This is a genomic window from Agromyces sp. Root1464 (genome assembly GCF_001427265.1).
Classification (GTDB): Bacteria; Actinomycetota; Actinomycetes; order Actinomycetales; family Microbacteriaceae; genus Agromyces; species Agromyces fucosus.
Map to the genome: position 1 here is coordinate 725,102 of NZ_LMFU01000001.1, position 22,832 is coordinate 747,933.

The 22,832-nt window shown below is 69.2% G+C and carries 24 protein-coding genes and 1 tRNA gene; 8 read left to right on the forward strand and 17 right to left on the reverse strand.

What is annotated here, in order from left to right; genetic code table 11:
• The first annotated feature begins 11 nt into the window (after positions 1–11).
• On the forward strand, positions 12–1,283 hold the full coding sequence (locus ASD23_RS03310) for an APC family permease (protein WP_056006190.1): 1,272 nt from the start codon (positions 12–14) through the stop codon (positions 1,281–1,283).
• Between the two features lie 294 nt (positions 1,284–1,577).
• Here the strand turns inward: ASD23_RS03310 and ASD23_RS03315 are convergent, their stop codons facing one another.
• The 9 genes from ASD23_RS03315 to ASD23_RS03355 form a co-directional block, all read right to left on the reverse strand.
• Entirely contained in the window at positions 1,578–1,871 is a 294-nt protein-coding gene (locus ASD23_RS03315; RefSeq protein WP_056006193.1) for a GNAT family N-acetyltransferase, read from the reverse strand.
• Positions 1,834–3,306 carry a DUF998 domain-containing protein gene (locus ASD23_RS03320; protein WP_056006196.1) on the reverse strand — a complete coding sequence of 491 codons (1,473 nt, stop codon included), beginning with the start codon at positions 3,304–3,306 and terminating at the stop codon, positions 1,834–1,836. Before ASD23_RS03320 ends, ASD23_RS03315 begins: the two co-directional genes overlap by 38 nt.
• Before the next feature lie 215 nt (positions 3,307–3,521).
• Positions 3,522–3,594: transfer RNA gene (locus ASD23_RS03325), tRNA-Arg, on the reverse strand.
• A 126-nt stretch (positions 3,595–3,720) separates the two neighbouring features.
• The gene (locus ASD23_RS03330) at positions 3,721–4,119 is read right to left on the reverse strand and encodes an MmcQ/YjbR family DNA-binding protein (protein WP_056006199.1); all 399 of its coding nucleotides are present in this window, start codon (positions 4,117–4,119) and stop codon (positions 3,721–3,723) included.
• Between the two features lie 57 nt (positions 4,120–4,176).
• A complete protein-coding gene (locus ASD23_RS03335; protein ID WP_056006202.1) occupies positions 4,177–5,142 on the reverse strand; it encodes a carbohydrate ABC transporter permease in 966 nt (321 codons plus the stop codon).
• Positions 5,139–6,119, reverse strand: coding sequence for a carbohydrate ABC transporter permease (locus ASD23_RS03340; protein ID WP_200941668.1), 981 nt, complete (start codon positions 6,117–6,119; stop codon positions 5,139–5,141). The genes ASD23_RS03335 and ASD23_RS03340 overlap by 4 nt, the downstream gene beginning before the upstream one ends.
• A gap of 85 nt (positions 6,120–6,204) precedes the next feature.
• The gene (locus ASD23_RS03345; protein WP_056006205.1) at positions 6,205–7,563 is read right to left on the reverse strand and encodes an ABC transporter substrate-binding protein; all 1,359 of its coding nucleotides are present in this window, start codon (positions 7,561–7,563) and stop codon (positions 6,205–6,207) included.
• 80 nt (positions 7,564–7,643) lie between these two features.
• The gene (locus tag ASD23_RS03350) at positions 7,644–9,332 is read right to left on the reverse strand and encodes a glycoside hydrolase family 13 protein (protein WP_056006208.1); all 1,689 of its coding nucleotides are present in this window, start codon (positions 9,330–9,332) and stop codon (positions 7,644–7,646) included.
• Positions 9,333–9,529: 197 nt separating this feature from the next.
• The gene (locus ASD23_RS03355; protein WP_056006211.1) at positions 9,530–10,537 is read right to left on the reverse strand and encodes a LacI family DNA-binding transcriptional regulator; all 1,008 of its coding nucleotides are present in this window, start codon (positions 10,535–10,537) and stop codon (positions 9,530–9,532) included.
• 139 nt (positions 10,538–10,676) lie between these two features.
• On the opposite strand from ASD23_RS03355, the gene ASD23_RS03360 reads away from it, so the two are divergent.
• On the forward strand, positions 10,677–11,384 hold the full coding sequence (locus ASD23_RS03360) for a DUF6766 family protein (protein ID WP_056006214.1): 708 nt from the start codon (positions 10,677–10,679) through the stop codon (positions 11,382–11,384).
• 148 nt (positions 11,385–11,532) lie between these two features.
• Entirely contained in the window at positions 11,533–11,769 is a 237-nt protein-coding gene (locus ASD23_RS03365) for a hypothetical protein (RefSeq protein ID WP_056006216.1), read from the forward strand.
• 28 nt (positions 11,770–11,797) lie between these two features.
• Here ASD23_RS03365 and ASD23_RS03370 read toward each other — a convergent pair whose 3' ends face one another.
• Entirely contained in the window at positions 11,798–12,988 is a 1,191-nt protein-coding gene (locus ASD23_RS03370) for an alcohol dehydrogenase catalytic domain-containing protein (protein ID WP_056006219.1), read from the reverse strand.
• A 104-nt stretch (positions 12,989–13,092) separates the two neighbouring features.
• Between ASD23_RS03370 and ASD23_RS03375 the strand changes: the two genes are divergently transcribed.
• The gene (locus ASD23_RS03375) at positions 13,093–13,419 is read left to right on the forward strand and encodes a DUF7882 family protein (RefSeq protein ID WP_056006222.1); all 327 of its coding nucleotides are present in this window, start codon (positions 13,093–13,095) and stop codon (positions 13,417–13,419) included.
• Positions 13,420–13,446: 27 nt separating this feature from the next.
• Here ASD23_RS03375 and ASD23_RS03380 read toward each other — a convergent pair whose 3' ends face one another.
• Positions 13,447–13,638 carry a hypothetical protein gene (locus ASD23_RS03380; RefSeq protein WP_056006225.1) on the reverse strand — a complete coding sequence of 64 codons (192 nt, stop codon included), beginning with the start codon at positions 13,636–13,638 and terminating at the stop codon, positions 13,447–13,449.
• Between the two features lie 133 nt (positions 13,639–13,771).
• Between ASD23_RS03380 and ASD23_RS03385 the strand changes: the two genes are divergently transcribed.
• Positions 13,772–14,308 (forward strand): SRPBCC family protein, encoded by a 537-nt coding sequence (locus ASD23_RS03385; protein ID WP_056006228.1) that lies wholly within the window; start codon positions 13,772–13,774, stop codon positions 14,306–14,308.
• 31 nt (positions 14,309–14,339) lie between these two features.
• On the opposite strand, the gene ASD23_RS03390 is transcribed toward ASD23_RS03385, so the two are convergent.
• Complete coding sequence (locus ASD23_RS03390) at positions 14,340–14,732, reverse strand: DUF7882 family protein (RefSeq protein WP_235507615.1); 393 nt, start codon at positions 14,730–14,732, stop codon at positions 14,340–14,342.
• A 74-nt stretch (positions 14,733–14,806) separates the two neighbouring features.
• On the reverse strand, positions 14,807–14,971 hold the full coding sequence (locus tag ASD23_RS19035; RefSeq protein WP_165877426.1) for a hypothetical protein: 165 nt from the start codon (positions 14,969–14,971) through the stop codon (positions 14,807–14,809).
• A 252-nt stretch (positions 14,972–15,223) separates the two neighbouring features.
• Here ASD23_RS19035 and ASD23_RS03395 point away from each other — a divergent pair, with 252 nt between their 5' ends.
• Together ASD23_RS03395 and ASD23_RS03400 are read left to right on the forward strand one after the other, a co-directional pair.
• A complete protein-coding gene (locus tag ASD23_RS03395; RefSeq protein WP_056006231.1) occupies positions 15,224–15,490 on the forward strand; it encodes a DUF7218 family protein in 267 nt (88 codons plus the stop codon).
• 89 nt (positions 15,491–15,579) lie between these two features.
• Positions 15,580–16,482, forward strand: a complete 903-nt coding sequence (locus tag ASD23_RS03400; RefSeq protein ID WP_235507616.1) for a DNA topoisomerase IB — start codon at positions 15,580–15,582, stop codon at positions 16,480–16,482.
• 36 nt (positions 16,483–16,518) lie between these two features.
• Here ASD23_RS03400 and ASD23_RS03405 read toward each other — a convergent pair whose 3' ends face one another.
• Entirely contained in the window at positions 16,519–19,029 is a 2,511-nt protein-coding gene (locus tag ASD23_RS03405) for an ATP-dependent DNA ligase (protein ID WP_056006234.1), read from the reverse strand.
• Between the two features lie 87 nt (positions 19,030–19,116).
• Between ASD23_RS03405 and ku the strand changes: the two genes are divergently transcribed.
• The gene (ku, locus tag ASD23_RS03410; protein WP_056006236.1) at positions 19,117–20,031 is read left to right on the forward strand and encodes a non-homologous end joining protein Ku; all 915 of its coding nucleotides are present in this window, start codon (positions 19,117–19,119) and stop codon (positions 20,029–20,031) included.
• A 78-nt stretch (positions 20,032–20,109) separates the two neighbouring features.
• Here the strand turns inward: ku and ASD23_RS03415 are convergent, their stop codons facing one another.
• From ASD23_RS03415 to ASD23_RS03425, 3 genes are all read right to left on the reverse strand, one after another.
• Positions 20,110–20,559: a hypothetical protein gene (locus tag ASD23_RS03415; RefSeq protein ID WP_056006239.1), complete on the reverse strand. Its 450-nt coding sequence runs from the start codon at positions 20,557–20,559 to the stop codon at positions 20,110–20,112.
• Positions 20,560–20,593: 34 nt separating this feature from the next.
• A complete protein-coding gene (locus tag ASD23_RS03420) occupies positions 20,594–21,832 on the reverse strand; it encodes a hypothetical protein (protein ID WP_157376994.1) in 1,239 nt (412 codons plus the stop codon).
• A 273-nt stretch (positions 21,833–22,105) separates the two neighbouring features.
• Positions 22,106–22,789 (reverse strand): cytochrome c biogenesis CcdA family protein, encoded by a 684-nt coding sequence (locus tag ASD23_RS03425; RefSeq protein WP_082571150.1) that lies wholly within the window; start codon positions 22,787–22,789, stop codon positions 22,106–22,108.
• Positions 22,790–22,832: the final 43 nt, after the last annotated feature.

Sequence of the window (22,832 nt, forward strand, 5' to 3'; positions counted from 1 at the left end):
CCGAGAAGCGAATGACCGTGCTCCAGGCTACCTTCATCGGGGTCGGCTCCATGGTCGGCGCCGGCATCTTCGCGCTGCTCGGCGCGGCGGGAGCGGTCGCCGGTTCGGCCGTCTGGGTGTCGTTCCTCATCGCCGGCATCATCGCCGGGCTCCAGGGCTACTCCTTCGCGAAGCTCGGGGCGAAGTACCCGTCGGGCGGCGGCATCCTGACCTACCTCTCTCGAGGTCTCGGCGAGGGCCACCTCACGGGTATCGGTTCCTGGCTCTTCTTCACGGCCGGGTCCATCGTGGTCGCGATGATCGCCACCTCGTTCGGCGGATACGCGAGTTCGGTCGTCGCGGGCGGGGATGAGACGTGGGGCAAGGTGCTCGCGGTGGCGCTGATCGTCGTGATGTCGGTGCTGAACACGGTCGGCGCCACCGCCGTCGCCCGTGTGCAGTCGGTCATCGTGATCGTCGTCCTCGGCATCCTCGTCGTGTTCGCGGCCGTCACGATCGCGAACATCGACCTCGCCCTGCTCGCGCCCGCCGGCTACCCCGCCGCGAAGGAGATCGTGGCGAGCGTCGCCCTCACCTTCTTCGCCTTCCTCGGGTTCGGTGTGATCACCTTCACCGCGAAGGACCTTCCGAATCCTGCCCGACAGCTCCCGAAAGCCATCTACATGGCACTCGCCATCGCGACGACGATCTACATCGCCGTCTCGATCGGCGTCTTCGGCACGCTCACCGCCGACCAGGTGGTGGAATACGGCACGACGGCACTCGCCGAGGCCGCGAAGCCGTCGCTCGGCCAGGCCGGGTACGTGCTCATGGTGATCACGGCGCTCTTCTCGACGACGGGTGCGGTTAACGCGGGCCTCTACCCATCCATCGGCATGACGCAGCACCTCGCCTCCGTCGGGCAATTCCCGCCGATGTTCAGCCGCTCGGTCGGGCGCTTCCCGGTCGGGCTCGTCGTCATGGCGGTACTCGCGAGCGTGCTCGTGATCGGATTCGATCTGAACAAGATCGCCTCGATCGGCAGCGCGGTCGCCCTGCTCGTGTTCTCCGCCGTCACGGTCGCCCATTTCCGGCTGTACCGCGAGACGGGCGCGAGCATCATCATGCTCGTCATCGCTCTGGTGGCGACACTCGGCACGTTCATCATCTTCTGCACCACGACGCTCGTCGACGAACCGACGACGGCACTCGCCCTCGTCGGCATCATCGTACTCGCGGTCGCCGTGGACTTCACCTGGAAGGCCGCCGCGCGACGCTCGAAGCATCCCGAGGCGCAGGCCTGAACGGCGCGGCGGGTGACGGTGGGGCGGGAACCCTACCTCCCACCCCACCGCGGTCTCCGTGGGAGACCTCCCGCCGAGCGACCCGAACTGAGCCCGGCGAGCTTGTCCCGGCGATCGGAGCATGCTCCGTCGCTCTGCTCGCGGGGGTCAGCACGAGCAGGTCGGCACAGGGGTCGACTCGGGTCTGCTCGAATCGTATCCGCCCGATCGACCGGTGGATACTGCCCCGATTGGGGGGTGAGAACGCTTCCACGCGCGGCTCTCACGCCCGCGCGGGCACGTCGGCGGCCGCGATCAGGGCCAGTCGACGGATGCCTCGTACTCCTCGTGTCGACGAAGGTAGGCGGCGATGAACGGGCACTCGGGCACGATGCGCTCACCGCGGGCGACGGCGTCGTCGAGCGCGGTGCGGGCCAGCTTGCTGCCGAGGCCGCGCCCCTCGAACTCGGGCAGCACGACGGTGTGCGTGAAGACGATCACGCCGTCTTCCAGCCGGTACTGCGCGAAGCCCGCGCGCTCGCCCCCGAATGTCAGGTCGTAGCGGTGGCGGTCATCGTTGCGGACGATTTCGACGATGTCGGTGGCCATGGCGCGACTCTACTCGACCGTCCCGGCCGACGCGCCTCGAGCGGCGCAGTCCACGGCGCCGTCGCCACGGCCACGGGGGCGCCGCGACAGAGCTCAGCCGCACGGTTCGGGCGGGAACGACGTGGCGCAGACGCCGGCCATCGCACCTCGCGCCGGGCGGCACGCCGAGGGTTCGCGCGCGCGCCACCGCTTCGGCGCGGGCGAGTCGCGCGACGGCGAGCGGTTCGGGCGTGCGACGCGCCGCGCCCACCGGCCGGGAGAGGCAGCGACGGATGCCGCGAACGGTCGCCGCGGCATCCGCCGGCCGTTCGCCGTGCTCGTGCACGGTCGCGACCACGAGCGCGATCAGCCAGGCGAACACGAGCGTGAAGGCCACGATCTCGAAGACCGTGAGGTTGAACAGGCCGAGCCGGTCGTAGGCCACCATCGCGGCCGCCTCGACGGCGACCGCGAGATACGAGAACCGGGCGAACCACCGCGGGATCCGCGGCGCGAAGAGCTGGATGCCGACGCACAGCACGGCGAAGGCCGCGGCCGCCCCGACGGCGAAGCCGTTGTGCAGGTCGGTGTCGGTGTCGATCGGCACGAGCCCGACGCCCATGAGGTTGAGGCCGACGAGCGCGACGAACAACCGCATCACGGTGCGGGCTCCGGGGCGGAGTGCGAACGGTCCGTGCGCGAGCGATCTGGTGAGCAGCCCCGACAGGCCCGCCATGCCGAATCCCGACACGATGATCGCGACGTTGAAGCACGCGGCGGCCAGGTCGTTCGACGTGCCGAGGGTGCTGAAGTTGTGCGTCCACCAGTCGCCGGTGGGCGTGATGCTCATGCTCGCGAGGCTGCCGGCGGCGAGGAGCATCGCGACGAGGTTGAACGTGCGGTAGGCCTCGTGCTCGATCGCACCGCGGTGCAGGCGGAACGTGCCGACGCCGAACACGAGCCCGAGCAGGAGCCCGAACAGCTCGTGCCCGCCGGGGAACCCGTCGAATGCCTCGGAGGTGAAGTGCACGGCGAGCAACGCGATCGCCGCCCAGGTCATGCCGTTGGCGATCGCCCGCGACTCGACGCGCAATGCCGGCAGCCCGAGCCGGGTGAGCGCGGCGATCGCGTTGCTCGATGCCGAGGCCACGACGAGGCACGCGCCGACGGCTGCACCGCCCGCGAGCGCCGGCACCACCCAGACGACGTCGATCCCGTGGGAGTGACCGCCGGTGGAGAACCGGGGATCGAGCGCTCGATAGAGCACGATCGAGACGGCCGCGGCGATGAGCAGGGCGTAGATGCGCCGCACATGGGAGGCGAGCGGTCGCGAGCGTACGGCTCTGAGCCGAACGTGCCCCTCACGTTCGGCAGTATCGGCACCCACCGCGTGCGTCGGCACGACGAGGACCCGGTTCAACGCCTCCGGAGGGACCCCGGCGAACGCACCCCTCATATCCGAACTCTCGATCCCCAGAATCAGATGTGAGGCGAGCCTAACCGGCGCCGCGCAGCCGCGTCACCCCTGTGTCACGTCACCCACGCCGATACTCAGCAGACTCCCAGCGAACTGCGGGCCACCATGAAGCGCGTGCACAGTGGCCGCCGCCGCCCGGGAAAACGAAAAACGGCCCGCTTTCGCGAGCCGTTCTCCTACTGTCTCAACCAGTGTGCGCCCGGAGGGATTCGAACCCCCAACCTTCTGATCCGTAGTCAGATGCTCTATCCGTTGAGCTACGGGCGCAGTCATGTCGCCTGGCGCTTCCTTCGCGATCAGGCAACCACGTAACTCTAACGCACCGGCTCAGATCTCGCCAATCGAGCGCCGCCTCGCCCGGACTCGATGCCGCGAACCGTGGGGCCGACGGTCTCAGCCGTCGGCGTGCTCGGGCCGCAGCACGTCGAGCGCGGTGCGCTGCCGACGGTTCGCGACCTGGCGATACGAGGTCTCGATGAGCTCGGCGAGGAGCTGCCAGTCGGTGTCGGGCTGGTCGAGGTCGACGCCGACCCATCGGTCACGGTCGTAGTAGGGCGGACCGAAGAAACGCCCGTCTTGCGTGAGTGCCTGGTGCTCGTCGGGGTCGGTCTTCAGCACGATCGAGAGCGGGCGGTCCATCGAGGCGCTCACGTGCACGAAGATCGGCTTCGCCGCCCGGAACGTCGGTCGGCCCCACGCCTCGACCTCGACGGCCTCGGGCAGCGCGAGGCACACCGCGCGCACGCGCTCGACGAGCGGATGCCGCGGGTCGACGACTCGGGGATGCTCCACGCCGCCCACGCTACGCCGCACCGGCGACACGGCGCGAGCCGCGGCATCCGCTGCCCGTCAGCCCTTGACGGCTCCCCCGAGGCCGGCCGACCGCAGGAACACCCCTTGGAAGAGGAGGAACAGCACGACCGGGATGAGCGTCGAGATCGCGAGCGCCGCGAGGAACACGTCGAGCTCGATCGAGCCCTGCACTGCGGGGAGGCGCACCGAGAGCGGCTGCACCGCCGGATCGGGCAGCACGAGCATGGGCCAGAGGAAGTCCTTCCACGCGGCGATGATCGCGAACACCGACACGACGCCGAGGATGGGCTTCGACATGGGCAGCACGATCGACCAGAAGAGGCGGAAGGGGCCCGCGCCATCCGTCTTCGCCGCCTCGAACACCTCTCGCGGCAGCGCGTCGAAGAAGCGCTTCACGAGCAGGATGTTGAACGCATTGGCGGCGGCCGGAAGCCACACCGCGAGGTAGTTGTTGAGCAGCGACACGTCGCCGAGCAGCGGCGGGTTCACGATCGTGAGGTAGAGCGGCACGAGCAGCACGACGGCCGGGATGAAGAGCGTGACGAGGATCGCGCCGTTCAGGATCGGTGCGTAGCGGGGCCTGAGCACCGACAGCGCGAAGCCCGCCGTGGTCGCCACGAGCAACTGGAAGAACCACGAGCCCGCCGCGATCACGATCGTGTTCCAGAAGAACTGGTCGATGTGCACCTCGACCCACGCGGACTGCAGGTTCTGCCAGTCGATGCCGTTCGGCCAGAGCGCGAGCGGCTGGCGCAGCGTGTCCTGCGTGGGGGTCACCGCCGACTTCGCGAGCCAGAGCAGCGGGCCGAGGCCGGCGACGACGAGCCCGACGAAGAGCGCGAGGTGCACGCCGCCCATGCCGAGCCTGACGCCGCGCTTCTTTCCGTCGAAGTCGGACACGATGCCGCGGTCACGCGGCTCGTCGTCGAATCGCTTCGACCTTCGCCCCTTCAGCGAGAGCCGAGGCAGGCGGATGTCCCGTGCAGATGGTGCCGTCGTCATGAGGTGCTCCAGCGGTTCGTGAGCTTGAAGTAGAGCCAACTGAGCAGGGCGAGCACGACCGCGAGCATCACGCTGAGCGCCGTCGCCTCCCCGTAATCGCCGCCGAGGCTGTTCTGGAACGCGTAGCGATAGATGAGGAGCAGGATCGTCACCGTCGCGTTGTTCGGACCGCCGCCGGTGAAGAGGTACGGCTCGAGGAACACCTGTGCGGTCGCGATGACCTGCAGGATCAGCATGATGAAGAGGATGCCGCGGAGCTGCGGCAGCGTGACGTGCCAGATCTTGTTCCAGATCGAGGCGCCGTCGACCTCGGCGGCGTCGTAGAGCTCGGGCGGCACGGCGAGGAGGGCGGCGAGGTAGATGATGATCGAGCCGCCGGCGCCCGCCCACGTCGCCTCGAGCACGAGCGAAGGCATCGCCGTCGCCGAGGACTGCAGCCACGGCTGGGCCGGGATGCCGAACCAGCCGAGGATCGTGTTGAAGAGCCCGGTCGGGCTCGCATCGTAGAAGACCTTCCAGAGGAGCACCGCGACGACCGGCGGCACGACGACGGGCAGGTAGGCGAGCGCGCTGTAGAAGCCCTTACCCCGCCGCACCTCGCTCATGAGCACGGCCACGAGGATCGGCAGCGGGAACCCGAAGAGCAGGGCGAGCACCGCGAAGTACAGGGTGTTCAGCACTGCGGTGCCGAGCAGCGGGTCGCTCAGCACAGCGGCGAAGTTGTCGAGGCCCACCCACGTGGGCGGGTCGAGGAGGTTCGTCTGCTGGAAGCTCATGACGATCGACTGCACGATCGGCGACCAGCTGAAGATCCCGAAGACGACGAGCATCGGCGCGAGGAAGACGAGCGTCGAGAGCCCGCCGCCCCGCACCCAGGTGCGGAGGTTCCGCGGGCGCGTGCGGTGAACGGATGCCGCGGGCGGCACGCCCTCATCAGCGGGCGGGGCGGCGGCGTGAGGTTTCGCGGTGAGGGTCATCTAGTTCCTTCGAGGCCGGAGACAGCGGATGCCACGGGGCGGGCGGTTCGGGGGAAGGCCCGCGCCGCGGCATCCGCTCGGTGCACTACTCGTCGAGCAGCGCCTGCGCCTCGGCGTCGGCCTGCTCGAGCAGGGCGTCGATGTCGGCGTTCTGGTCGGTGAGCACGGCCTGCACCACGGGGTCGAGCAGGGCGTAGATCTCCTGCGTCTTGCCCTTCGGCTCGCCCACCGGGGTCTGCTCCCAGATGCCCTCGATGAACGGGGTCATCTGGTCGCGCGGCACGTTGATGTACGGCTCGATCCACACGAGCGACTGCTCGTAGGCGTCTCGGTTCAGCACCGGGAGGAGCGGGGTGCCGACCGCCTGGTCGCTCTCGGCGAGGGTCTTGGCGTCGAGCACCGCTGCGTCCTCGGTCAGGAGCTTCTGCATGTAGAACCAGTCGATCCAGGTGACGGCCGCGGCCTTCGTCTCGTCGTCGACCGTGGGGCTCACGACGGCGATGTCGCCGCCACCGAGGGTACCGCCGTCATTCTCGATCGGGATGACCGTGAGTCCGTAGTCGTCGGGGTTCAGCGAGAAGTCGCGTACGAGCGCCGTGTAGATGTCGGAACCCGTCGTGTACATGCCGATGTTGCCGGCTGCGAACTCCTGGTTGATGCTGCCCCAGTCGAGCAGGTAGTTCGAGCCGAGCGAGTCGTCCTCCCAGCGCAGTTCCTTCAGGAACTCGAGCGCCGCCTTGGTGCCGTCGTTCGCGATCGTCGAGGTGTACGTGCCGTCGCCGTTGTCGGTCTGCGTGCTGCCGCCGCGGGCCACGGTGGCTGCGGTGAGCTGCCAGCCGCCCGTGTTGTTCTGCGTCATCTGCATGTAGCCGGCCTTGCCGGTCTTGTCGGCGATGACCTTCGCGTCTTCGCGCACCTCGTCCCACGTGGTGGGCGGGCTGTCAGGATCGAGCCCCGCCTCCTCGAAGAGGGTGCGGTTGTAGTGCAGTCCCATGGCGTACGCCTGGCGCGGGAAGCCGAAGATGCGGCCCTCGGAGTCGGTGACGCCGTCGAGGATCACGGGGTTGAAGCTGTCGGTATAGCCGAGCTCCTCGATCTCGTCGGTCACGTCCATGAGCTGGCCGTTCTCGAGGAGGGTCTTCGAGTCGGTGAAGGGCACGGTGAAGACGTCGGGAAGGCTGCCGCCCGCCAGCTGCACGGCGAACGTCGGGCCCTCCCACTCGTACTCGACGCCGATGATGTCGATGTCGGGATTCGCCTTCTCGAACTGCTTCTCCTGCGCGTCGAACGCCTCGTAGGCCGCGGCGTCGGCCCCGGGCGGGAAGGTCGCGACCCTCAGTTCGGTCTTGCCGCTCTCGCTGCCTCCCGAGCTGCAGGCGGCGAGGGCGCCGACCATCGCGAACGCGGCGATGCCGGCGATCACGACCTTGCGTGGTGACTTCATTGTCCAGTCCTTTCGGTGCTGTGTTCAGGTGTGATTGCTGGATGCGTGCCGCGGCATGGCGCTCGCCGCGGCCTCGACGGTCAGGGGCTCCGGTGAAGCCAGGCCGTGGAGTCGGGTGGCAGCAGCCCGCCGACGAGCGGGGTGCTGGCGAGCAGGATGCTCTCGTGCTCGGGAAGCGCGACGGGTTCGCCGCCGAGGTTCGTGACGCTGACGAAGGCGTCGCCGCGAGCGAAGGCGAGGACCTGCGGGTCGCCGTCGAGCCAGGTCATCGGGCCGTCGCCGAGAGCCGGCTCGCGGTGCCGCAGTCGGAGCGCCTGACGGTAGAGCCAGAGCATCGAGCCCGGATCGGCCTCCTGCGCCTGCACGGTGAGTGCGGCCCACTCGGCAGGCTGCGGCAGCCAGGGGGCGGCGACGGTGCCGTTCAGACGCGGCTCGGCTGGGCTGAACCCGAACGGCGCCTCGGTGCCGCGCCAGGGCAGGGGCACGCGGCATCCGTCGCGACCGGGGTCGACGCCGCCCGAGCGGAAGTGCATCGGGTCCTCGAGCACGTCGCGCGGCAGCTCGGCCTCCGGCAGCCCGAGCTCGTCCCCCTGGTAGAGGTAGAGCGAACCCGGCAGTGCGGCGGTGAGCAGCGCCGCGGCCCGTGCACGACGCACCCCGAGCTCGAGGTCGGTCGGCGTGCCGAAGCGCTTCCTCGCGAAGGCGAAGCCCGAGTCCTCCCGACCGTACCGGGTGACCGGCCGCGTGACGTCGTGGTTCGAGAGCACCCAGGTGCTCGGGGCGCCGACCGGGGCGTGCGCGGCGAGCATGAGGTCGATCGATCCGCGGAGCTCCGCGGCATCCCATGGGCGCGACATGAAGTCGAAGTTGAAGGCGGTGTGCATCTCGTCGGGGCGGAGGTAGGCCGCGAAGCGTGAGGCATCCGGCACCCAGACCTCGCCGACGAGCACCCGGGTGCCGTCGTAGGAGTCGGCGATGCGCCGCCAGGCGCGGTAGACGTCGTGCACCTCGTCGCGGTCCTCGGTCGGGTGGCCGCCGGGCTCGACGTCGGCGGGCACCTCGGGCAGCGCCGGATCCTTGATCAGCAGGCCCGCGGAGTCGATGCGCACGCCGGCGACCCCGCGGTCGAACCAGAACCGCAGGATCTCCTCGTGCTCGCGGCGCACGTCGGGGTGGTTCCAGTTCAGGTCGGGCTGCTCGGGCGTGAAGAGGTGCAGGTACCACTCCCCCGGCGTGCCATCGGGGTTCGTCGTGCGCGTCCACGTGTCGCCCTGGAAGTTCGAGACCCAGTTCGTGGGCATCCCATCCCCGTTCGGCCCTTTGCCCGGGTGGAACCAGAACCGCTCGCGCTCGGGCGAGCCCGGTCCCGCGGCGAGCGCGGCCCGGAACCAGGGGTGCTCGCTCGAGACGTGGTTCGGAACGACGTCGATGATCGTGCGGATGCCGAGGGCGAGCGCGTCGGCGATGAGGAGTTCGGCGTCTTCGAGGGTGCCGAAGGCCGGGTGGATGTCGCGGTAGTCGCTGACGTCGTAGCCCCCGTCGGCGAGCGGCGACGGGTACCACGGGTTGAACCAGAGCGCGTCGACGCCGAGCTCCTTCAGATAACCGAGTCGGCTGCGCACCCCGCGGAGGTCGCCCGTGCCGTCACCGTCGGAGTCGGCGAAGCTGCGCACGTAGACCTGGTAGATCACCGCGCTCCGCCACCAGAACGGGTCGGGCGCGCCGACCGAGGAGGCCGTGGCCGCCGATGCGGCGTCCGTGAGGTGCATGGTCACGCGGTGCGTCTCCTCGTGTCGACGGGGCGGGCACGCCGTGTCGAGGGAGGACGACGGCGTCAATGACCGTCAACGTAATGAGAGCAACAGAATGATGCAACTATTCAACAAATCGACTTCAGTTTGCGTTGATTTGCGTGGAATTGCGGCATCCGCTTGCCTGATCCGCGCAAGCGGCTGCGGAATACCTGTCAGCGCTTGGCCGGCGCCGTCGAGCCGCGCACCACGAGTTCTGGGGCGAAGAAGACCTCGTCGCCGATCGCCCGATCGCTCGACATCTGGCGCATGAGCAGCTCGATGATCATCTTGCCCATCGCCTCGATCGGCTGGCGCACCGTGGTGAGCGGAGGCTCGGTGCAGTTCATGAGCGCCGAGTCGTCGTAGCCGATCACCGAGACGTCCTCAGGCACGCGCAAGCCCGCCCGCCGCACCGCTCGTACCGCTCCGAGCGCCATCGGATCGCTCGCGCAGACGATGCCGGTGACGCCCGCGGCCAGCAGCTTCGTCGCCGCCGTCTGGCCCGACTCGAGCGAGTAGAGCGAGTGCACGATGCGGTCGTCGCCGAGCTCGAGGCCGTGCCGCTCGGCCATGCGGAGCGCCGCCGCGTGCTTGCGCTGCGACGGCACGTGGTCGCTCGGGCCGAGCAGGATGCCGATGCGCTCGTGCCCGAGCTGCACGAGATGCCCGAACGCCTGCTCCATCGAGGTCGCGTCGTCGCACGAGACCGTTGCGAAGTCGAGGCCGTCGATCGGGGCGTTCACGAGCACGGTCGGGAGCTTCAGTTCACGGAGGCGCCCGTAGTGATCGTGGTTCACCTCGGCCTGGGCGTACGCCCCGCCCGCGAAGATCACGCCGGAGACCTGCTGGTGCAGGAGCAGCTCGACGTAGTCGGACTCGGAGATGCCGCCGGCCGTCTGGATGCAGAGCACCGGCGTATAGCCGTTCTGAGCGAGGCCGCCGCCGATCGCCTCGGCGAGCGCGGGGAAGATCGGGTTCTGCAGCTCGGGCATGACGAGGCCCACGAGCCGGGCCCGCTCGCCGCGGAGCTTGGTCGGGCGCTCGTAGCCGAGCACGTCGAGGGCGGTGAGCACCGCGTCGCGGGTCGACGCCGAGACGCCCGGCTTGCCGTTCAGCACCCGGCTGACGGTGGCTTCGCTGACTCCGACCTTGCGCGCGACATCCGCGAGTCTCCTCGACATGCCGTCATGCTACGGGAGCCCGCGCAAGAACTCGACAAGCCTTCGATGGCACGTGAGCGATGTCAAGGCCTTGCCGCCCGCACGTGAACGGCGTCACGATCGAAGCACCGCCGAGCGAAGCACGGTCAGAGGAGGCGACATGACGAAGACACGCGCCGAGACGCGCCCGGCCCCGGCTGCGGACGCTGGACGTTGGTTCCACGAGCACGCCCTCTTCCTCGTCTGCATGGTGATCTTCCTCCTCTGCCTCACCGGCATGGCGATCACAGGCCTGCAGGTCTACAACGAGGAGCAGCTCGCGCACGGATCCTCGGCGATTCCCTTCGCCGAGTATCTCCGCTCGGGCTCGTTCATCGAGGCCACGTTCGAGAACTGGGAGTCGGAGTTCCTGCAGATGGGTGCGTACGTGGTGCTCACGATCTTCCTCTTCCAGAAGGGCTCGTCGGAGTCCAAGCCGATGGGCGAGCACACGCCTCAAGACGACGATCCGCGCCACACGTCGATCTCGGCCGACACCCCGTGGCCGGTGCGGCGCGGCGGCGTCTGGCTCGTGCTCTACGAGAACTCGCTCGCGATCTTCTTCTTCGTGCTGTTCGGACTCTCGTTCTGGTTCCACGCGGTCGGCGGAGCCGAGGCCTACTCCGAGGAACAAGCCCAGCACGGGCTGCCGCCCGTCGGAGCCGTCGAGTACCTCGGCACCTCCCAGTTCTGGTTCGAGTCCCTGCAGAACTGGCAGAGCGAGTTCCTCGCCGTCGCCGCGATCGTCGGGGCATCCGTCTATCTCAGGCAGCGCGGTTCGCCGGAGTCGAAGCCCGTCGCGACGCCGCACCACGAGACGGGCGCATGACCGGGCACGTCGGGCGAGCGCGCCGCCGGCCGTCGACGAACTGAGTGCTCGAGCCGATCGGGTCAACCCCCTGTCGGGCGGAAGCGCCTGTGCCTACCGTGAAGCGAGCGGATGCCTCCAACTCCGCCCCCACCGAAAGGAGCACGTCATGGGTGAGCCGCGACCGCGGATCGCCGAAGCCCGCACCGAACCCGACCGACCGGAGCCTGCACTCCTCGACGACGCCGCACGCCGGCGCCTCCTGCGCGATCTCCCACCGCCGAGCGCCGAAGGCCCGTCGCTCAGCGATCCCGATGCTCAGCTGTCGAGCGACGATCCGCTCGATGCCCACAAGCCGGGAATGCACCGGAATGATCCGCTCGATCCCGACGGGCACGTCATCTGAGCGGCTGCCGCGTCGCGCTGCTCGGGAATCAGCTGGTCAGGGTGCTCGGTTTCAGGACGACCTTGATGCAGCCCGCCGACTTCGCCTTGAACATCTCGTACATCTCGGGGGCGCGCGCGAGCGGCACCCGATGCGTTGCGAGATCCTCGAGGCCGAGCGGGTCCGCCTCGGCCTCGGCGAGCGGCATCAGCTCGGGAAGCCAGTGCTGCACGTTCGCCTGGCCGAACCGCATCGTGAGCTGCTTGTCGAAGATCGTCATCATGGGCATCGGGTCGAGGTTGCCCGCGTAGACCCCCACGACCGACACCGTGCCCCCACGACGCACCGCCTCGATGGCGAGGTGCAGGGCCGCGAGGCGGTCGAGGCCGGCCTTCGTCATGACGGGCTTGGCGATGCCGCTCGGCAGGACCCCCACCGCGTTCTGCGCGAGGGCCGCGGCCGGACTGCCGTCGGCCTCGAGCCCGACGGCATCGACGACGGCATCCGGACCTCGACCGCGTGTGAGCTCACGGATGCGCTCCAGCACGTCATCGTCGAGGTCGAGCGTTTCGGCGCCGTACCGCTCGGCCATCAAACGCCGTTCGACGACGGGGTCCACGGCGATCACCCGGATCCCGTCGTGCACGGCGATCCGCACCACCATCTGCCCGATGGGTCCGAGGCCGAGCACGGCGATCGATCCGCCGGGCGGGACGCCGGCGTACCGGACCGCCTGCCAGGCCGTCGGCAGCACGTCCGTGAGGAAGAGGTACCGCTCGTCGGGGAGGTCATGACCGACGACGTGCGCGTTCGCGTCGGCGAGGCGCACGCGCAGGTACTCGGCCTGGCCGCCGGGAACCCGACCGTAGAGCTCCGTGTAGCCGTAGAGCATGGCGCCGGTGCCGTGGTCCGTGTTCCGGGTGGTCTCGCACTGGCTGCTCAGGCCGCGGACGCACATGTGGCACGTTCCGCACGCGATCACGAACGGCACGACCACCCGGTCGCCCGCCTTCACCCGCCGAACGGCCGCCCCGACCTCCTCGACGACCCCCATGGCCTCGTGCCCGAGGATGTCGCCGCGGTGCATGAATGGACCGAAGACGTCGTACAGGTGCAGGTCCGAGCCGCAGATCGCGGTGGACGTCACGCGCACGATCGCGTCGGTCGGCTCGATCAGCCCCGGATCGGCGACCACGGAGACCTCGACGGAGCGCGCTGAATGCCAGGTGACTGCTCTCATGCTCCGTTCCTAGTCCCGACACGGCGTCGCGTGCAGGGGCTTGACACCGCCCCGCCACGGATGCCGCGTGCGAACGAGCGGCCTGAACGGCTAGAGTCCCGGCCATGGGCAAGTTCATCTACAACTCATCCCCCCGCGAGATCGAAATCGACGATCGCACCCTCGCCCACTTGCGTGTCGCGATCCTCAACAAGCTGCGACGCTCCGAGAGCTTCGCCATGACCTGGGATCACGGCGTGGAGAACGGCAGCGGCCGCACGACCTTCTGGCTCCACGACTCGGTTCCGCTGCAGTTCGTCTTCAGCGGCAATCGTCCGCCGGTGCTGAACCGCCTCTGGATCGAGCAGATGCTGCTCTCGGCCAACAGCACCGCCGGGCTGCACTTCGTGCCCGAGCCGCCCGAGAGCGAACAGTTCGAGGGCGTCGAGTAGCTCGCCCGCGCCGGGCGAACCTCGCGCTCAGTCGACCGCTTCGACCTGGGTGCGGATGAAGGCCTCGTCGGACGGCGACAACCGCGACGGGGCCGTCTCTCCCGTGATCGCCTCGATTTCCCGTGCCGTCTCGGCATCGATCGGCGCACTCAGGTCGGCCAGCACTCGATGCTTGGCCGCGATCGTCAGGTGCGGCCACCACGTCTCGACGTTCGACATCGCAACTCCATCCCTCATACCTCCCGTCTAGCAGGTGCTCCCGCGGGCGACAAGCCCCTCGCGGGTGCGCGGGGGGCGTGCCTAGCGTTGATCTCGGACGCCGAACGTGCGTCCGGAACAGGAGGACACGACCATGAGCACGACCCTGACGGCCTCGACCGAAGCCGATGTCCCCGTGCGCACCGCCTACGACCAGTGGACGCAGTTCGAATCCTTCCCCGAGTTCCTCGGAGGCGTCGAGGAGGTGCGCCAGGTCGATGACGCACTCACGCACTGGGTCGTCTCGATCGGCGGCGTGAAGCGCGAGTTCGACGCCGAGATCGGCGACCAGGTACCCGACGATCACGTGGCCTGGTCTTCGATCGGCGAAGTGGTGCATCGCGGACGCGTCGAGTTCACCCCGGTGGAGGCCGATCGCACGCGCATCGACCTCGAGATCGAGTGGGAGCCCGAGGGCTTCGTCGAAGAGGCGGGAGCCGCTCTTCAGCTCGACGACATGCAGGTCCAGCGCGATCTCGCGCGCTTCAAGGACTTCATCGAGGATCGTCATCGCGCGACCGGCGCCTGGCGCGGCGAGATCCACGGTGGCGACACCGGTCGCAGCCTCGGATCGAATGCGGTGATGCAGGACGACGACGTGATCGGCACGGATCCCGACCTGCGCGTCTGACCGCGACCTGGGTCGGTCGGGGCTCGCTCCGCTAGACCCCGACCGGTGCGTCGTCGGTCTCGACCTGCTGGACGTCGACACCGACCTGCACGGGCTGATCGGCGAGCATCGGGATCGGATCGGTGTCGAGGTTCTCGGGCACGAGACGGATGCCACCGGTGCTGTTCGCCGAGCGCATCAGGTCTTCGATCCACTGGCGGCTGAGTTCCGGTGCCACGGGCTCGTCGAAGACGAAGCGCAGCGGAATGCTCGCGTGCACCCAGAGGGTGCTCCGCCCGCGCGGCTGGTCTTCGGCGTGCTGCCACGACAGCGTGAACGACTCGCCCCGCCGGAGCTTCGTCGTGATGGCGATCTTCAGGTGGGCGAGGGTGCGGTCTTCGATGCCGATCGGGGTGCCGGAGTCGCCGTAGTACAAGGTTCCCACGCGTCCGATTATACGGCGTGGACACGCAGAACGGGCGGCCCGAGGGCCGCCCGTTCCGGGAGTCGAAGTGCCGGTCAGACCGTGCGGTTCCCGCCGATGAAGCGAACGAGGAACACGATGAGCGCGATGACCGCCAGGACGACGCCGACCCAGATCAGGAAGTTGAGTGCAGGGACGACTCCGCCGGTGATGAGCAGGACGACGGCGGCGATGGCGATGATGGCGACGAGGATGTTCATGATTCTCCTTCAGGTGTTCCGCGCTCGTGATCGACGAGCGCGGCGAGTGGTTCACGCCCGACGGGCAGAACCTCGAGGCGGGGGTACGCCTCGTCCCTCGACGCTATGGCCCAGCCGGCACCGGCGGCTAGGGGTTGACCCCCGCTCTCGCCGGCTGCTACTTGCGCGTGCGCGCAGGGCTGTCAATCCCCTCCCCTCGAGCGACGTCCGGGCGTAGCGTGGCTCGCGGAATCGATGAGAGGAGCACCCGCCATGCCAGGACGCAGGAACGCATCGCTGAAGGACCCCGAACTCTACGAGGAGCTCCGCGACGACGGGGCGTCGAAGGAGAAGGCCGCGCGGATCTCGAACGCCGCCGCCAAGCAGGGCCGCAGTGCCGTCGGCCGCAAGGGCGGCAAGCACGGCGACTACGAGGATTGGACGGTCGACGCCCTGCGCAAGCGGGCGAAGGAGCTGGGGATCAGCGGCTACAGCGGCAAGCGCAAGTCCGAACTCATCTCCGCGCTCCGCAACCACTGACGGCCCCGGCCGTGCCGCGTCTCAAACGGGTCGAGCCCTACCTGTCCCCCGGGTTCGTCCGGGTGAGACGCGGTCGCGGATTCGGCTACGTGCACAGCACGGGGAGCAGCGCGAGCCGGGCGGAGCGAGCGCGCATCACCGATCTCGCGATCCCGCCGGCGTGGCAGGACGTCTGGATCTCGGATGCTGCGAACGCCCACATCCTCGCCGTCGGCGTGGACGCCGCCGGGAGGCGGCAGTACCTCTACCACCCGGTGTGGCGCGAACGACAGGACGCCGAGAAGTTCGAGCGCATGACCGCACTCGCCTCCGCCCTGCCCGCGGCCCGTCGGAGCGCCGCCCGCGACCTGAAAGCGTCCGAGCTCACGCGCGAACGGGTGCTCGCCGCCGCCTTCCGCACGCTCGATCTCGGCGGCATCCGCATCGGTTCGGAGGAATCCCTCGCCGGCTTCCGCAGCCGCGGCCTGACGACATTGCTGGTGCGCAACGCCCGGCTCGAAGACGACGACACCGTTCGCTTCCGATTCCGCGCGAAGGGCGGCGTCGCGCAGGACCTGCGGATCTCGGATGCCGCGCTGGCGGGGTTCATCGAGCACACTGATGGCGAGCGGTCGCCCGCTGGCCGCCTCTATGCGTGGCGCGACGGCCGCTCGATGCGCGCGGCAGCTCCCGTCGACGTGAACGGCGACATCCGAGAGCGCACCGGCGGCGGCTTCACGGCGAAGGACTTCCGTACGCTCCGCGGCACCATGACCGCCGCCGAGCACTTGGCCGGCATCGGTCCGGAGCCCTCCACCCGCGCCCGCAAGGCGGCCGTCCGCGAGGCGATCGAGGAGGCGGCTCGCGTACTCGGCAACACACCCGCGATCGCGCGCGGCAGCTACATCGACCCGCGGGTGCTCGTCGCCTACGAGGACGGCGTCGTCGTGGCATCCGGCGCCGATCGCGAGGCGCGCCTGATCGAGCTGCTCGATCACGTCGGCGGTGCCTGACGCCCGGGGTCATGTCGAGCCGGCCGGCTCAACGCCTCAGGTCTCGCGAACGACCTCGGCCGGTGACTTGTCGGGCCGAAGGCCCCGCCACCGCGGATGCCGCGCGACCCCGGTGGTCGTCCAGTCGCCGAGTTCGATCTCGCCGACGAGTTCGGGGCGCACCCAGACCGCGTCGCGCACGTCTGCCGCGGGCACCTGCACGAACGGCGACCCGGCCTGCTCGAGCGGCTGCAACGCCGCCAGCAGCCGATCGAGCTCGCGTTCGCCGAACCCGGAGCCGACGCGGCCGGCGTACTCGAGGCCGCCGACCTCGAGGCCGCCGTCGCCGGGAATGCCGACGAGCAACGAGCGGATGCGCCCGGTGCGCGTGCCGATGCCGCGGCGGTAGCCACCGATCACGACCTCCTGCGTGAGGGTGAGCTTGAGCTTCAGCCAGTCGCTGCTGCGGGCGCCGGGCCGGTAGCGGGAGTCGGGCCGTTTCGCGACGAGCCCCTCGAGCCCGAGCCGGCGGCTCTCCTCCAGCGCCTCATCGGGACTGCCCGTGGCGGGTGCGGGAACCTCGACCGGCACGCCCCGTTTCATCCTGACGAGGCCGGCGAGTCGTGCGCGGCGTTCGCGGTACGGTTCGTCCACGACCGGTCGTCCGTCGACCTCGAGGACGTCGAAGAGCAGCAGGCGCACGGGCACGGATGCCGCGACGCGCTCGATCTCGCGCAGCTTCGTGAGGTTCATCCGTCGCTGCAGCCGCCCGAAGTCGGGCCGCCCGTCGGCATCGAGCGCGACGATCTCCCCGTCGAGCAGTGCGTCGCCGCGGACGACGGCGGGGAGGCCTGCGAGCTCGGGGTAGCGGGAGGTGATGTCGATCCCGTTGCGGCTGAGGAGTCGCACGCCGCCGGCGCCGACGCGCGCGAGCACGCGGATGCCGTCCCACTTCCACTCGAGCGCCCAGTCCTCACCCGCGAGCATGCCGGGGGTGCCCGGCGTCGCGAGCATCGGCCGTTGAGTGATCGGGCCGACGCGGTGGACACTGCTGGTTGAGCCCGTCGAAATACTGCGGGCTGAGCCTGCCGAAACCGGGGGGCCGGCACGATGAACCGGCTCGGCTTCGGCGGGCTCGACCCGCCGAACGGGGTTGCGCGCCTCCTCGACTCGCTCGGGGCGGGCGCTCTGGTCCTTCATGCGGTGCAGCAGCCACGAACTCTTCTCGCCCTGTCCGTCGGTGCGGATGAGCGCGAGTCGCACCGCCCCGCCGAGCGGCCCGCCGGGCTGCCCGTCGACGTCGATGATGATCTCGTCGTCACGCCATTTCTCGGTCGCGTAGGTGCCGGAATCCCAGATCGTCATGGAACCGGCGCCGTACTCGCCCTTCGGGATGGTGCCCTCGAACGAGGCGTACTCCATCGGGTGATCCTCGGTCTGCACGGCGAGGTGGTTCGTGCCCGACGACTCCGGCACGCCCTTCGGCACCGCCCAGCTCTTCAGCACCCCGTCGCGCTCGAGTCGCAGGTCGAAGTGCAGACGCCTCGCGCGGTGCTCCTGGATCACGAAGCGCGGCTCCCCTGCGCTCGCCGCGCCCCATGCCGATGCCGGCATGGGCTCGGGAGTGGCCGAGGCGCTCCGCATCGACAGGTACTGCGCGAGCGGCCCGCCGTGCGAGGCATCCGTGATCGCGCGCATCGGGTCGCCGGCCGCGGCGACACGTTCGAGCACCTCGGATGCCTCGAGCTGACGGAGCCCGGCATCCTCGAGCTCCTCCCACGTGCGCGGCGCTGCGACGGTCGGCCACGGTCGCCCCCGCAGCGAGTACGGCGCGATCGTCGTCTTCTTGCCGTTGTTCTGGCTCCAGTCGATGAGCACCCGGCCCGTGCGCAGGGTCTTGCGCATGCTCGACACGACGAGTTCGGGGTGATCGGCCTCGAGCGCCCTGGCGAGCTCGTGCGCGACCGCGGAGACCTGGTCGGAGGTCTGCGAACCGTCGAGCGCGGTGTAGAGGTGGATCCCCTTGCTGCCGCTCGTGACGGGCATCGCCTCGAGGCCCATGCCCGCGACGAGGTCGCGCACGAGCCTCGCGACCTCCGCGCACTCGGCGAGCCCCATGCCCTCACCCGGGTCGAGGTCGAAGACCATGCGGTCGGGGTTGGCCGGCTCCCCCGTGGCATCGAACCGCCACTGCGGCACATGCACCTCGAGTGACGCCTGCTGGGCGAGCCAGACGAGCGTCGCCCGGTCCCCGGCGATCGGATACGCCTTGTCGCCGTCGGAGTGGTGCTGGATGCCGCGGCGCACCCACTCGGGCGCATGCTCGGCGAGGTTCTTCTCGAAGAACGGCGGCTCCGGGGCATCCGCGGTGCCGACGCCGTGCACCCAGCGCTTTCGCGTCACCGGACGCCCGGCGACGAGCGGCACCATGACGGGGGCGATCTCCGCGTAGTAGGAGATCACCTCGCCCTTCGTCATGCCCGTCTCGGGATACATGACCTTGTCGAGGTTCGTCAGCCGCAGGCGGCGGCCGTCGACCTCGACGAGTTGGCGCGCGCCGTCGGCCATGTCCACCATCATGCCGGTGTCGGCGCCGGATCACGAGGATGCCGCGAGGGGTATCGCACACGCCTGCCCCTGGTGTGTACTGGAGGCATGCGAGCCGTCTGGAAGGGGGCGGTCACATTCGGCCTCGTCAATGTGCCCGTCAAGCTGTACAGCGCCACCGAAGACCACGACGTGTCACTGCACCAGGTGCACGACGAAGACGGTGGGCGCATCAGGTACCAACGCAAGTGCGAGGTCTGCGGCAAGGTCGTCGACTACAAGAACATCGACAAGGCGTACGACGACGGCGAGCAGACCGTCGTCATCACCGACGACGACCTGAAGTCGCTGCCGGCCGAGCGCAGCCGCGAGATCGAGGTCGTCGAGTTCGTGCCGAACGACCAGATCGACCCGATCATGTTCGATCGCAGCTACTACCTCGAGCCCGATTCCGCATCGTCCAAGGCGTACGTGCTGCTGCGCGAGACCCTCGAGTCGACCGACCGCACCGCGATCGTGCAGATGGCGCTGCGGCAGAAGACCCGGCTCGCGGCGCTGCGCGTGCACGGTGACGTGCTCATGGTGCAGACGCTGCTCTGGAGCGACGAGGTGCGCGCCGCCGAGTTCGCCTCGCTCTCCGAGCCGGTCAAGATCTCGGCGAAGGAGCTCGATCTCTCGAAGCAGCTCGTCGAGAGCCTCGTCTCCGACTTCGACCCCGAGCAGTACGTCGACGAGTACCAGCAGGAGCTGCGCACCCTCATCAAGGCCAAGCTCGAGCAGGGCGAGGGCATCGACACCGCCGCCACGTTCGGCGAGGAGCCCGAGGAGGAGACCGGCGGCGAGGTCATCGACCTCATGGAGGCGTTGCGCCAGTCGATCGCTGCGAAACGCGAGGCGGGCGATTCTGGCGGCAAGGGCTCGAAGAGCACTGCGAAGGGCACGGGGAAGAAGAAGGCGACGTCGAAGTCCTCGCAGGGCGAGAAGAAGACGACGAGCACGCGAAAGCGCGCGGCCTCCGAGTGAACGGATGCCGCGCGCTCATCGAATGCGTGCAGGTTGGCGACCTTCGGCGTGCTGCCGGAGGCGCCCCTTCGTCGAACCCTATTCGGCGGTGCACACCTCGGTGACCTTGACCGCAGCGGCCTGGATGTCCTCGGTCTGCGCGGCCTGGGCATCGGCGTCGATCTCGGCGCCCGCCTCGACCTCGGCCTCGGTGGGCAGCGTCTCGGCCCAGTCGCTCGCGGCGTCGATCTTCTCGTCGAACGCATCGAGCGCATCCGCGAGGGCCGAGTCGTCGGCGGCCTGCTCGTCGAGCGCGTCGACGCGCTCGGAGAGCTCGTCGAGGTAGGCCTGGAGTTCGGCCGGGTCGGACGCGGTCAGGATCGCGTTCTGCGCCCCGTTCGAGATGTCGCGCACCTCGACGCGGACGACCTCGCACGAGTCGGCCGTCGCGCTCGCCTCGGTGCCGCCGCCCGTGCCGCCGGTGGCGCAGCCCGAGAGAAGCAGCGCGCCCGCGAAGACGAGCGCAGTGGAAGTGATGATTCGTTGCATATGCAATGCCCCCAGATCGTTGAACCAGAAAAGTCTACTCAGGGTCGCCGACACGCGCTCTGGAGCGCGTTCTCACCCTCGCCACGAGCGCGGCCCCGACGAGGATCGCCGCGAGCGCCGTCGTCGCGGCGCCGATGAGGCGAGGCTCGCTCGGCCCGCTCTCCGCGAGCTGCGGATTCGGAGCGGCCGCGGCACCCGAAGGGACCGGGCTCGGCGTCGGAACGGCCGGAGCGAGCATCGCCTGCATGATGATCCGCCCGCCGACGGAGTCGAAGCCGACCCTCTTGCCGACGAAGAAGGCGAACCCGGTGTTGAAGTGGCCGTTGTTGTCGGGAACGTCACTGCAGTGGAGCATGTTCGGCGGAGCATCCGACGTGACGAATGACGCGAACGGCGTCGCACCCTCGCTTGCGGCCATCGTCACGTGCAGGCCGGCGGGGAACTTGCCGTCCTGGTATTGGGCGCAGTCGAATGCCTCGTCGTAGACGGTACCCTGCGGCTCGTCGGTGTCGAAGGTCGTGTCGTGGCACGCGGCATCGTCTCCGACCGTCCAGCACACCGGCGGCGCCTTGACATAACGGACCTGGCCGCTCGCGTAGGTACCTCCTGCCGGAATCTGTTGGACGACGACGCCGTCGGGTGCCGGTGCGACACCGCCGATCGAGAGCGTCCCGCCCTCGAGCGACGGGATGTCGAGGAGGAAGCCGGCCGCAGCAGGCCCCGCGGCAGTGGCGGACATGAACGGGGACTCGAGCGAGCCGTGCGGTCCTGCCCCGGCGACCTGCCCGATGCCGAGCACGCCGCCCGCCGCACCGTGCAGCGGCCACGACGCCGGACATGGCGTGTCCGGCTTCGAGCAGTCGATCTCGTCGCCCTTCAGGAACTCGACCCCTGACAGGGTGTTCGTGCCGAACGTGATGTCGGCTGTGCCGAGCTCGCCCGTGATCACCGCACTCACGTAGTCCTGCGAGGCACGCTCGCCCAGCGGCTGCCAGACGTCGACGACCACGCCGGGTGCGAGCACGAGGCCGTTCGACCCGGTGTCGAGGTTGACCTGCACGGGAGTGCTTCCGACGATGATGGTGACCATCGGGGCCGCGTCGACGGGCGGATCGTCATCGATCGTGATCGGCATCGTCGCCCAGGCCTGCCCGTCGTCGGCCGATGCGGGCATCGAGCTCGCCCCCGCGAGCAGCACCGCCGCCCCGAACGTGCTGGTGATCGCCGCTGCGACCCGCGTGATGCCTCTGGTCCCCCACCGAATGCTCCCCATGCGGTCCGACTCTGGCAGGCCGTCGCCCGCCGGGGTCGGCGGCGCGCGCGGATCGAGCGAGCGAGCAGGTCGGGCGTATCGCACTCGACGTCAATGTGACGTGAAGAATGGCATCGAAAAGGAGAAAAGGCCCCCGCGAAACGCGGGAGCCTGTCGAGTGGGGGAGGTCTGAAAACTCGGAGTTAGGCGTCAGGCCAAAGGGTACGGAGCGTGCGGCACATCAATGGGCCTCTACACAGCATCAGGCTCGGGGCTGAACAGTTTGACACCAACTCACAAAAGGGTGGTACCCGCCGTTTGGCTGACGATCCACGTCGATATTGGACCCCACAGCCCTGTCAGGACCAGCAGCCCGATCACGAGAAGGCAGCAAGACAGCGCAACGTTGACGTATCGTCCAACACGGCGAGCCCAGACGCGCTGTCTGCCGAAACGCGCGAAGAGCAGCCCAAACAGTACGAGTGGCGTGACCAGCCCGAGGAAGTAGGCGAAGCCGAGGCCAATGCCGACAGGGACGGTCGAGATTTGGCTGCCAAGTCCGTAGATCATTGCGAGCGAGGGGCCCAGGCAGGGGTACCAAACCGCTGCAAGGGTCATGCCCAGCAAAGGAGCCTTGACCCACGGCGCCACGGCATCGAGATTCGTCCCCTGGGGCACCCGGATCTTCACGTAGCCGAGCGCCGCGAGTCCCGCGACGATTAGCAACGCTCCCGCGATCCAGGAGAACGGCGGCTGCGTGAGATCGACCCTCACGCTGAAGGCGAGCGCGAGTGCAACGGACCCGACGAGCACGATCGATGCGCCCAACGCGAAAGACGCCGCGAGCCCGATCGCGCGCGGGAGACTTCCGGTGCTGCCACCGCCGCGGACTGCACTCATAACACCGGGAAGAATCGGCAGCGTGCACGGGGACAGCAGAGCGAGCGTGCCTGCTGCGAACGCCAGTAGAACCTGCATCGCCACCTCCCAACACTAGCGCCGGGCCCATGAGCCCGGCGCT

Bases quoted from the DNA above. Each gene is read 5' to 3' on its own strand.
- ASD23_RS03315 (WP_056006193.1), bottom strand. From the start codon at position 1,871: ATGGCCACCGACATCGTCGAAATCGTCCGCAACGATGACCGCCACCGC.
- ASD23_RS03405 (WP_056006234.1), bottom strand. From the start codon at position 19,029: ATGGCCGACGGCGCGCGCCAACTCGTCGAGGTCGACGGCCGCCGCCTG.
- ASD23_RS03360 (WP_056006214.1), top strand. From the start codon at position 10,677: ATGACGAAGACACGCGCCGAGACGCGCCCGGCCCCGGCTGCGGACGCT.
- ASD23_RS03350 (WP_056006208.1), bottom strand. From the start codon at position 9,332: ATGCACCTCACGGACGCCGCATCGGCGGCCACGGCCTCCTCGGTCGGC.
- ASD23_RS03380 (WP_056006225.1), bottom strand. From the start codon at position 13,638: ATGTCGAACGTCGAGACGTGGTGGCCGCACCTGACGATCGCGGCCAAG.
- ASD23_RS03320 (WP_056006196.1), bottom strand. From the start codon at position 3,306: ATGAGGGGTGCGTTCGCCGGGGTCCCTCCGGAGGCGTTGAACCGGGTC.
- ASD23_RS03355 (WP_056006211.1), bottom strand. From the start codon at position 10,537: ATGTCGAGGAGACTCGCGGATGTCGCGCGCAAGGTCGGAGTCAGCGAA.
- ASD23_RS19035 (WP_165877426.1), bottom strand. From the start codon at position 14,971: ATGAACATCCTCGTCGCCATCATCGCCATCGCCGCCGTCGTCCTGCTC.
- ASD23_RS03395 (WP_056006231.1), top strand. From the start codon at position 15,224: ATGCCAGGACGCAGGAACGCATCGCTGAAGGACCCCGAACTCTACGAG.
- ASD23_RS03365 (WP_056006216.1), top strand. From the start codon at position 11,533: ATGGGTGAGCCGCGACCGCGGATCGCCGAAGCCCGCACCGAACCCGAC.
- ASD23_RS03335 (WP_056006202.1), bottom strand. From the start codon at position 5,142: ATGACGACGGCACCATCTGCACGGGACATCCGCCTGCCTCGGCTCTCG.
- ASD23_RS03425 (WP_082571150.1), bottom strand. From the start codon at position 22,789: ATGCAGGTTCTACTGGCGTTCGCAGCAGGCACGCTCGCTCTGCTGTCC.
- ASD23_RS03375 (WP_056006222.1), top strand. From the start codon at position 13,093: ATGGGCAAGTTCATCTACAACTCATCCCCCCGCGAGATCGAAATCGAC.
- ASD23_RS03345 (WP_056006205.1), bottom strand. From the start codon at position 7,563: ATGAAGTCACCACGCAAGGTCGTGATCGCCGGCATCGCCGCGTTCGCG.
- ASD23_RS03420 (WP_157376994.1), bottom strand. From the start codon at position 21,832: ATGGGGAGCATTCGGTGGGGGACCAGAGGCATCACGCGGGTCGCAGCG.
- ASD23_RS03415 (WP_056006239.1), bottom strand. From the start codon at position 20,559: ATGCAACGAATCATCACTTCCACTGCGCTCGTCTTCGCGGGCGCGCTG.
- ASD23_RS03370 (WP_056006219.1), bottom strand. From the start codon at position 12,988: ATGAGAGCAGTCACCTGGCATTCAGCGCGCTCCGTCGAGGTCTCCGTG.
- ku (WP_056006236.1), top strand. From the start codon at position 19,117: ATGCGAGCCGTCTGGAAGGGGGCGGTCACATTCGGCCTCGTCAATGTG.
- ASD23_RS03385 (WP_056006228.1), top strand. From the start codon at position 13,772: ATGAGCACGACCCTGACGGCCTCGACCGAAGCCGATGTCCCCGTGCGC.
- ASD23_RS03310 (WP_056006190.1), top strand. From the start codon at position 12: ATGACCGTGCTCCAGGCTACCTTCATCGGGGTCGGCTCCATGGTCGGC.
- ASD23_RS03340 (WP_200941668.1), bottom strand. From the start codon at position 6,119: ATGACCCTCACCGCGAAACCTCACGCCGCCGCCCCGCCCGCTGATGAG.